Genomic DNA, 8,887 nt, shown 5'->3' with positions numbered 1-8,887 from the left:
GCGTGCTGCCTCGCCCTGCGTGCTGCCTCGCCCTGCGTGCTGCCTCGCCCTGCGTGCTGCCTCGCCCTGCGTGCTGCCTCGCCCTGCGTGCTGCCTCGCCCTGCGTGCTGCCTGGGCGTGCGTGCTGCCTCCTTCCTTTGCTCTGCCCCTCCTTGCTCTGCCCCCTTCTTCGCTGACTTACCTCCTTTGCTCTGCACCCCTATAGGCGACAGTCGCGGACGGTAACCGTCGCTTATAGGGGTGCAGAGCAAAGGGCGGTTGTGGTTGAGACCGGCCGGCGCAGCGCGGGAGCGGTGTTCGCGTGCGGATAGGGGGCAGGATGGCGGGTGGCGTCGGTCACAGCGGTCGGCGTCCAGGTGGCTGCCGGAGGTCGTCGGGGCGGCCGGCCGCGCGGCCGACCGGGTTGCCCGGCGGGAGCGGCGGCGCCGCGCCGACCGGGTTCCCAGGCGGGAGCGGCCGGCCGCGAGGCCGACCGGGTTGCCCGGCGGGGAGCGGCGGCACCGCGTCGGACTAGAGGGAGGCCTGTGGTGGACGACGAGTTCGACGTGGTGGTGGTGGGGGCGGGGCCGGCCGGTGCGGCTGCCGCGCTGTCGGCGCGCCGGGCGGGTGCCAGCGTGCTGCTGCTGGACCGGGCCGACTTTCCCCGGGACAAGGCGTGCGGTGACGGGATCGCCGCGCACTCGGTGGACGTGCTCGCCGAGCTGGGGGTGACCGAGGCGGTGGCGGGCTACGCGCCGCTGCCGGCGTTACGCATGATCGCGCCGGGCGGTGGCGAGGTGGCTCGGGCGCTGCCCCGACCCGCCTACACGGTGCCCCGGGAGGTCTTCGACGCGCGGCTGGTGGCGGCCGCCGTGGCCGCCGGCGCGCAACTGCGCCGGCACACAGTGCGCCAGGTCGAGCCGCGCGCCGACCGGGTGGTGCTCGACGGGCAGGTGTCCGGCCGGGTGGTGATCGGCGCGGACGGCGCGGGCTCGGTGGTGCGTCGGGCGCTCGGCCACCCGCAGAACCCCGATCGGCACCTCGCGCTTGCCATCCGGGGGTACGCCCCGGCTCTGCCCGGCCCGTCCGAGCAACTCATCGTCACATCGAAGGCGCGCTGGCCGGCGTACGCCTGGTCGTTCCCGATCGGCGACGGGCGGGCGAACGTCGGGTACGGAGAGGTGTTGCGTGGTGACCCGTTGAGCCGCGCGTACCTGCTGGAACGGCTGGCCGCGCTGCTGCCCGGCACCGACCTGGCGACAGTTACCGCGCTGCGCGCCCACCACCTGCCGCTCTCCACTCACCGGCCGTCGCCGGGACGGGGGCGCACCCTGCTGGCCGGGGATGCGCTGTCGCTGATCAATCCGTTCACCGGGGAGGGGATCTTCTACGCGTTGCTCTCCGGCGCGCTCGCCGGATCGGCGGCAGCCCGGTCGCCCGGGGGTGCGGCCGGTCGTTACGCCCACGGGTTGCGTCGCCGGCTCGGCACCCACCTGCGGCACAGCTCGGTCGCGGCCTGGTTGGCCCGGCGACGCCGGGTGGTGGACGCGGCGGTCCGGGCGGCCGGTCGGGACGACCGCGTGTTCTACGACGTGGTCGAACTGGGACTGGGTGACGGACGCCTCACCGGTCGCACGCTCGCAATGATCGGCATCGGTCTGGGCGGCGGGGATGGGGCTCCGAGGCAGTGAACGGGCTGAGGGGTCGCTACGCTGCTAGGTGATGACGCTGCGGAACCTTATCTACTCCGTGTACGAGCGCCGGCTCACGGCGAAGCTCGCGGGTAAGCCGGTGCCCCGGCACGTAGGGGTGATGTGCGACGGCAACCGCCGGTGGGCGAGGGAGATGGGCTTCGTCGACCCGAACGACGGGCACCGGGTCGGCGCGGCGAAGATCAAGCATGTCCTCGGCTGGTGTGACCAGGCCGGTGTCGGGCACGTGACCCTCTACCTGCTGGCCACCGACAACCTGCGCCGTCCGGCGAGTGAGCTGGACCCACTCCTCAAGATCATTGAGGATCTGGTGGTGGAGTTGGCCGAGGAGGGCAACCCCTGGCGGCTGCGCATCGTCGGGGCGCTCGACCTGCTGCCGGCACAGACCGCGGCGGCGCTCAAGGGCGCCGAGGAGCGCACCCGCGAGCGCAGCGGCGGTGCGGAGGTCAACATCGCGGTGGGTTACGGCGGTCGCCGGGAGATCGCCGACGCGGTCCGTTCGCTGCTGCTGGAGCACGCCGCCGCCGGTGGCACGATCGAGGAGCTGGCCGAGGTGCTGGACGTCGAGCACATCGCCGAGCACCTCTACACCCGAGGTCAGCCGGACCCTGACCTGGTCATCCGCACCAGCGGTGAGCAGCGGCTGTCCGGGTTCATGCTCTGGCAGTCCGCGCACTCGGAGTTCTACTTCTGCGAGCTGAACTGGCCGGATTTCCGGCACATCGACTTCCTGCGGGCCCTGCGTTCGTACGCCACCAGGCAGCGCCGCTACGGCGCCTGACCCGGCGGTGACGCCGTCGGTCACCGCTCGGGCAGGTCGGTTCAGGGCAGGTGGGCCAGCGCCCGGGTGAGGAAGTCGCCCAGGGCGGCCGGCGACTCGATCGTCAGGTCGGCGGCGTTGGCCACCTCGTGGCCGGTCTCCGGGTTGGCCACCGCCACGCAGACGCCGAGGAACTCCGGGTCGGCGGCGGCGCGGGCGCGCAGCGCGGCGAAGGCCTTGATGTCGGAGACATCGTCGCCGAAGTACCAGGCGCCGGTGGCACCCTTGATCGCCTCGCCGATCACCATGCCCTTGTCCCGGTCGACAGGCGGCTTCAGCTCCAGCACCATCCGCCCGGCCTGCGACCGCAACCCCAGGCGGTCGGCCTGCGCCTGCCCCCACTGCTGCACCGTCGGGCCGAGCTGCGGGGCGGTACGCCAGTGCAGGGCGACCGAGAGGCGCTTGTACTCCACGAGCGTGCCCGGTGGCAGCTCCGCCCGAGCCAGGTCGGCCAGCTCCGCCATGGTCGGCACCCAGGGCAGGGCGGCCGGTTCGGTGACAGTCTCCCCGCCGGAGTGGCTGTGTTCGAGGCCGTAGAGGCCGTAGAGGTCCACGCCGACGAGCCCGCCGAGCTGATCCCGAAGGAACTCGACGGGTCGGGCGGACACGATCGCGACCCTCTGCACGATCGGGGCGAGTGCCTCGATCGCGGCCATCGCCTTGGGAGCCGGGCGTACCGCACTCGGATCGTCGTCGACGGGCGCGAGCGTGCCGTCGAAGTCGAAGAAGAGCACGGTCCCGGCCGCCCGGCCGGCAGTTGCCTGCCAAGCCTGGTCGGCGTTCAACGGGGTCCTCGGCTGCTGATTGCCCAGATTCAACGGCGGCACGCGCGTCAGCGTACCCCGGCGATCCAGGGTCATTCCTGGCCGAGTGGACCCGTTCAGCGGTTCGCGATCAGCGTTCGGCGGCTCCTCGTCCGCGCCGGCCGAACGGCACCACCGCGGCCTCCTGGCCATGGCTCAACAGATAGCCCTCCACGAACCCGGTGTTGCGATCACCGGTGTGGTTCTCGATCTCGTTGAGCCGTGCCACCAGGAACTCGGTGAGCGCACTGATTCGGTTGTTGAGACGCTCGTGCAGCTCGGCGACGACGGCCAGAACGACCGCGGTGCCGGCGGTGACGAGCGCAAAGAGGTTGACGAGCAGCGGAAGCTGCCCGCCGTCGACCGCGAGGGTCACCGTGTTGCCGGTCGCCCACAGTGTCACCGACACCGTTGCGACCACGACTGCCAACCACTTCAGGGTCATGGACAGACCCCTCCTTCTGTCCCGCAGGGCTAGGTTCGGCCTTGTCCCGTCCCCCCGCCGATGACGAGCCCAAGCAGTACGAATAGGGACGCTAGCGTGCCCGTTCCAGCCCCGGAGGCAAACGAATGAACCTGACCAGGCGTTCTTTCGCCATCTGAGGAACTAGCCTGCCTGATTGCCCCTTTTTCGGACATCGACCGGCAACGTTGGGCGGTAAGCGAGGTATCTGATGGTTTCCCGGATGTGGAACTTCTCCGCATCCGACACCTGCGGATCGACCAGGCGGCGCAGCAACGCCTCCACGTCGGGGTCCATCGGAGGGGCCGCCTGACCGGCGCGCGGGCCGGCCGCGGTGCGGTCCCAGCCGAGCGCGGCGAAGGCGGCGGCCGGATTCAGCCCCAGGCCCTCGCAGAAGGCGACCACCCGCTCGGCCTCCGGGTCACTGGCCCAGTCGCCCCGGACCCAGCGGTTGATGGTCTGCCGGGAGACGCCGGTGCGCCGGGACACCTCGGTGCCGCTCCAGGCTCGGGTGGCCCGCGCCTCGTCCAGGGCCCGCCTGACGAAGGTGGCGAAGGCGATCTTCCGCGCATTGGCCGTCTCGGTCACTCCGTGACGGTACGGCCAGCCGGCGGAGAGCGGGTGCCCCGGCTCGCCACTGTCACGCAGACGTGACGATGGCTTCGGATTTCCGGTAAACGACTCAGTGCCACTGTCGAGGGGTGTCACGCGGGCAGAATAGATGAACGTAGTGGCAAACGTAAGCGGACGAAAAGCTGATACTGTCACGCCCATGGGACAATCTACGGTGTGTCACGTGCATGAGACGATTGGTGCTCGCGTGCGTCACGCCCCCGGTGCCAGGGGGTCGTGGTGACCGAGCTCGCCACCCGCGCCCAGGCCTTCGGGCTGATCGCCGAGGGGGTCGCCGCGGGGCTGACCGCCCCCTGGCGCCTCTACCTCGCCCGAGGCTGCCGCTACCTGTCGCTGAGCGTCGGTGATCGTGCCGAGTGGAACGCCTGGCGTACCCATCTCGGCTGCCCGGAGCTGAGCGTCCGGGTCTACGACGCCGGCGGCGAGATCCGCCGGTCCTCAGTGGCCGAGGTCGTGCTGGACGGCTGCCGGATCAGCGTCGAGCTGGTCGAGGAGGTCAGCACCGACGACCTGGACCGGCTGCTCGTCGCCGACCCCACGACGATCGAGCCGGAGGAGCGATGAGCTGGCGTCCCGGCTGGGCCGGAGCTGCCCGATGAGCCCGTTCCTCGCGGTGTTCCTCGTCCTGGTGCTCGGTGCCACCAGCTACGCGGCCGGTCGGCTGCATGGTCAGCTCAGCTACCGCATCGGCTACCGCTTCGGTTACCGGCAGGGCTACTTCGACGGTGACCGGGGCGCCTGGAACCGGCGTCGACGGGACGCCCAGGCGGCGATCGCCTCGGCGCTGTCGGTCTCGCCCGCGGGGGTGGTCCGCTCCGCCGGAGTGGTCGAACGCCCCGGCACCACGTACACCGGCTCGTCGTTCAGCGCGCCCGCCGCCCCGATCACCGGGCGGCATCCGACCGGCACGCTCGTCCGACGTACCGGTTGAGGTCGGCGGCGGGGTCACCTCGCCGACCGGCGCCACGAACGCGGTGCGTCGTCCGCGGCGGACACGCACCGTCGGGGGTCACGTCAGACCGGTGACAGTGGCCCCACCGGCCGGGATGCGCGCAGGGGGCATGCATCCCGGCCGGTTCCGCCGTGTTCGCCGCCGGCCCCACGACTGCTGAGAGCGCTGTTCACGAGAGCGTCTCCGGGAGATCCACGTTCGGCCTCTAGCCGGGAGGGTCCGGCGGGGCTAGCGTCTAGGCATGGCACGGGGTTCTCCCGAGCCAGCCGGTCCGCCCGGATCTGCGACCTCGCGCACGGGGTTCCGCATCCGACCCCGTGTCCCCGGGCACCGGAGGAGGCGGAACACGGGTGGCGGGTGCCCATCCGTCGGAGCAGGCCTGTGACTACTCGCCGTACCACCGCCGGTGCCGACCAGACCCCGGCCGCGACTGCCACGACCCGCCGCGCCACCAGGAGCCGCCGTTCGGCGGCCGCCGCGCCGGCCGACCCCAAGGAGCCACGACCAGCCGGCCAGGCCTTCGTCCTGGACACCTCGGTGCTGCTCTCCGACCCGGCGGCGTTCCACCGGTTCGCGGAGCACGAGGTGGTGCTACCTCTGGTGGTCATCACCGAACTGGAAGGCAAGCGGCACCATCCGGAGCTGGGCTGGTTCGCCCGGCAGTCGCTGCGGTTGCTCGACGACCTCCGGATCCGGCACGGCCGGCTCGACCGCCCGGTGCCCGCCAACGACGTCGGCGGCACCCTGCGGGTGGAGCTCAACCACACCGACGACGGTGTCCTGCCGCCCGGGTTCCGCACCGGAAGCAACGACGCCCGGATCCTCTCCGTCGCGCTGAACCTCGCCGCCGAGGGGCGGGAGGTGACCCTGGTCAGCAAGGACATGCCGCTGCGGGTCAAGGCGGCCTCGGTGGGTCTGCGCGCCGACGAGTACCGCCACGGCCAGGCCAGCGACCCGACCTGGACCGGCATGTCCGAGATGCAGTTGGGCGAGGAGCAGATCGGTCAGCTGTACGCGGGCGAGTCGCTCGACCTCGACGAGGCGGCCGGGCTGCCCTGCCACACCGGTCTGGTGCTGCACTCGGCGCGGGGCTCCGCGCTCGGTCGGGTGCTGCCGGACAAGTCGGTGCGTCTGGTCCGGGGCGACCGGGAGGCGTTCGGCCTGCACGGGCGCTCCGCCGAACAGCGGATCGCTCTCGACCTGCTGCTGGACGAGTCGATCGGAATCGTCTCGCTCGGTGGCCGGGCCGGCACCGGTAAGTCGGCGCTGGCGCTCTGCGCCGGCCTGGAGGCGGTGATGGAACGCCGTCGGCACAAGAAGGTGATCGTGTTCCGCCCGCTGTACGCCGTCGGCGGTCAGGAGTTGGGCTACCTGCCGGGCTCGGAGTCGGAGAAGATGTCGCCGTGGGCCCAGGCGGTCTTCGACACGCTCGGCGCGGTGGTGCACGAGAACGTGCTGGAGGAGGTCACCTCGCGGGGCATCCTGGAGGTGCTGCCGCTGACCCACATCCGGGGGCGCAGCCTGCACGACGCCTACGTGATCGTGGACGAGGCCCAGTCGCTGGAGCGCGGGGTGCTGTTGACGGTGCTGTCCCGCATCGGGCAGGGGTCCCGGGTGGTGCTCACCCACGACGTGGCTCAGCGGGACAATCTGCGGGTCGGCCGGCACGACGGGGTGACGGCTGTCATCGAAGCGCTCAAGGGTCATCAGCTCTTCGCGCACGTCACCCTCAGCCGTTCGGAGCGGTCGCCGATCGCCGCGATGGTCACCGACCTCCTGGAGGACATCCCGATCTGACGGGTGGTATGCGGGCTTTTGTCCGCATTTTCGTTGTGGTGCAGATCACAAACTGCCTGGTTGGTTTCCCATCAGCCTCACCGTGCGCAATCGTGTCCCACGAGCGTCCATGCACCACCGGAATCGTTGGTGATCGTTCGTCCCGAGACGGACGACATCGGCGAAGGTCGGTGCGTCGCCGCGACCGGCACCCGGTCGGGGCGCTCGTGGCACGGCTGACGACCCACCTGTGGTCCGCGCCGCGCCTCGTCCTTGCTCCCGACGAAGGGACCACTTCGTGAGTCGGCTGTGGAGCCGGTTGGGCGCCCGTACGGCTGCCGTGGCGCTGCTCTCCGTGGGCGTTGCCGGTGGCTTCTACCTGGGCGAAGACCGGGAAGCCCAGCAACAGGGTCTGACCGAGCAGGTCAGCCTCGAGGTCGACCGGGCCGACCTCGCGTACCAGCGCGAGCGGCAGGCCGCCCACCAGGTGCAGTTCTCCAAGCAGCGGGCCGCGGAGTACCAGGCCAAGCTGCGGGCGGCGCAGGCCGCCAAGGAAGCCGCCGAGCGGGCCCGCCGGGCCGAGGCCGCCGCGGCGTCCCGTAAGCGTGAGCGCGCGGCGACGGCGGCGAACGCGCCGGCCAAGCCGTACGACGGGCCGATCCCGGCGTCCTGCGCCGAGTACAGCGGCAACCGCAAGGTCGGCTGTGCCCTCATGATCGACAAGGGCTTCGGCATCGCCGAGTTCCCCTGCCTCGAGAAGCTCTGGACCAAGGAGAGCGGCTGGAACCACAAGGCCGCCAACAACTCGTCCGGTGCGTACGGCATCCCGCAGGCCCTGCCCGGCAGCAAGATGGGGACTGTCGCCTCCGACTGGCGGACCAACCCGGCCACGCAGATCAAGTGGGGGCTGAGCTACATCAAGGGCAGGTACGACTCGCCCTGCGGCGCCTGGCGGTTCTTCCAGAACAACAACCACTACTGACAGCTCCCGACGGCGGGGCAGGTGGCTCTCCACCCGCCCCGCCGTCGCGCGTACCCGGACGGGACGTGAGTGGCGGTCGGCCGCTTTTGCTGATAGCAGTTGTGGAGTGAGCCTGCACCCGCCAAACGGCGACCCGTTCCGGTTCGGCACCGAGGCGTTCTACGCCTCGCTCGGCCGGGCGTTCGTCGCCATGTGCGCGGTGGTCCCGTTCCTCTTCCTCATCGAGGCCGTCGACCAGGGGCTCGCGTTCGGCCTGGACGCCACCGCCGGCATCATTCCGAAGCGCATCGACGGTCTCGACGGGGTCTTCTTCTCCCCGTTCCTGCACCACGGCTTCGACCACCTCTACAGCAACAGCATCCCGCTGATCCTGCTGGGCACCTTCGTCCTCGCCGCCGGCGCCCGCCGGTTCCTCTGGTCGACACTCGTCATCATCCTGGTCAGCGGGCTCGGCGTGTGGTTCACCGGCTCGCCGAACTCGGTGGTGGTCGGTGCCAGCGGCGTCATCTTCGGCTACCTGGGCATCCTGCTCACCCGGGGCATCGTCGAGCGCAGCTGGTGGAACTTCGCGGTCTTCCTCCTGGTCGGTCTGCTGTACGGCTGGCAGCTTGTCGGCATCCTCCCCACCGACGAGCGGATCTCCTGGCAGGGGCATCTGTTCGGCCTGCTCGGCGGGGTGGTGGCGGCGATCCTGTTCCGTCGGCGGCGACCCACTGTCGACGGCCCCGACTACTCGGGCTCGACGCTCAGCCTGCCCTGAAATCATC

Annotated in this window: 10 protein-coding genes; 7 read left to right on the top strand and 3 right to left on the bottom strand. The window is 71.1% G+C overall.

Going from position 1 to position 8,887, the window contains the following annotated elements; translation table 11 throughout:
* Positions 1-527: 527 nt before the first annotated feature.
* Together ABZ406_RS19185 and ABZ406_RS19180 are read left to right on the top strand one after the other, a co-directional pair.
* Positions 528-1,670, top strand: coding sequence for a geranylgeranyl reductase family protein (locus ABZ406_RS19185; protein ID WP_357763160.1), 1,143 nt, complete (start codon positions 528-530; stop codon positions 1,668-1,670).
* A 31-nt stretch (positions 1,671-1,701) separates the two neighbouring features.
* Positions 1,702-2,472: an isoprenyl transferase gene (locus ABZ406_RS19180; RefSeq protein ID WP_357763157.1), complete on the top strand. Its 771-nt coding sequence runs from the start codon at positions 1,702-1,704 to the stop codon at positions 2,470-2,472.
* 41 nt (positions 2,473-2,513) lie between these two features.
* Here the strand turns inward: ABZ406_RS19180 and otsB are convergent, their stop codons facing one another.
* The 3 genes from otsB to ABZ406_RS19165 all read right to left on the bottom strand — a co-directional run bounded on the left by otsB (position 2,514) and on the right by ABZ406_RS19165 (position 4,365).
* Positions 2,514-3,338 carry a trehalose-phosphatase gene (otsB, locus tag ABZ406_RS19175; RefSeq protein ID WP_357763154.1) on the bottom strand — a complete coding sequence of 275 codons (825 nt, stop codon included), beginning with the start codon at positions 3,336-3,338 and terminating at the stop codon, positions 2,514-2,516.
* A gap of 67 nt (positions 3,339-3,405) precedes the next feature.
* Positions 3,406-3,759, bottom strand: coding sequence for a hypothetical protein (locus ABZ406_RS19170; protein ID WP_357763151.1), 354 nt, complete (start codon positions 3,757-3,759; stop codon positions 3,406-3,408).
* Positions 3,760-3,921: 162 nt separating this feature from the next.
* On the bottom strand, positions 3,922-4,365 hold the full coding sequence (locus tag ABZ406_RS19165) for an XRE family transcriptional regulator (RefSeq protein ID WP_130407314.1): 444 nt from the start codon (positions 4,363-4,365) through the stop codon (positions 3,922-3,924).
* Between the two features lie 264 nt (positions 4,366-4,629).
* Between ABZ406_RS19165 and ABZ406_RS19160 the strand changes: the two genes are divergently transcribed.
* The 5 genes from ABZ406_RS19160 to ABZ406_RS19140 all read left to right on the top strand — a co-directional run bounded on the left by ABZ406_RS19160 (position 4,630) and on the right by ABZ406_RS19140 (position 8,880).
* Positions 4,630-4,974 (top strand): hypothetical protein, encoded by a 345-nt coding sequence (locus tag ABZ406_RS19160; protein WP_030328857.1) that lies wholly within the window; start codon positions 4,630-4,632, stop codon positions 4,972-4,974.
* Positions 4,975-5,005: 31 nt separating this feature from the next.
* Positions 5,006-5,341 carry a hypothetical protein gene (locus ABZ406_RS19155; protein WP_196921060.1) on the top strand — a complete coding sequence of 112 codons (336 nt, stop codon included), beginning with the start codon at positions 5,006-5,008 and terminating at the stop codon, positions 5,339-5,341.
* Between the two features lie 402 nt (positions 5,342-5,743).
* Positions 5,744-7,159 (top strand): PhoH family protein, encoded by a 1,416-nt coding sequence (locus ABZ406_RS19150; RefSeq protein WP_357763146.1) that lies wholly within the window; start codon positions 5,744-5,746, stop codon positions 7,157-7,159.
* Positions 7,160-7,436: 277 nt separating this feature from the next.
* Entirely contained in the window at positions 7,437-8,120 is a 684-nt protein-coding gene (locus ABZ406_RS19145; protein WP_357763143.1) for a transglycosylase SLT domain-containing protein, read from the top strand.
* Positions 8,121-8,226: 106 nt separating this feature from the next.
* Complete coding sequence (locus ABZ406_RS19140) at positions 8,227-8,880, top strand: rhomboid family intramembrane serine protease (protein ID WP_357763140.1); 654 nt, start codon at positions 8,227-8,229, stop codon at positions 8,878-8,880.
* The last annotated feature ends 7 nt before the right edge of the window (positions 8,881-8,887 follow it).

This window comes from Micromonospora sp. NPDC005710, assembly GCF_040630995.1.
Taxonomy (GTDB): Bacteria; Actinomycetota; Actinomycetes; order Mycobacteriales; family Micromonosporaceae; genus Micromonospora.
The sequence above is the reverse complement of the archived record's forward strand: the minus strand, read 5'-3'. Positions and strand labels throughout refer to the sequence as shown.

Coding starts and splice junctions, on each gene's coding strand:
- ABZ406_RS19180 (WP_357763157.1), top strand. CDS start 1,702: ATGACGCTGCGGAACCTTATCTACTCCGTGTACGAGCGCCGGCTCACG.
- ABZ406_RS19170 (WP_357763151.1), bottom strand. CDS start 3,759: ATGACCCTGAAGTGGTTGGCAGTCGTGGTCGCAACGGTGTCGGTGACA.
- ABZ406_RS19155 (WP_196921060.1), top strand. CDS start 5,006: ATGAGCCCGTTCCTCGCGGTGTTCCTCGTCCTGGTGCTCGGTGCCACC.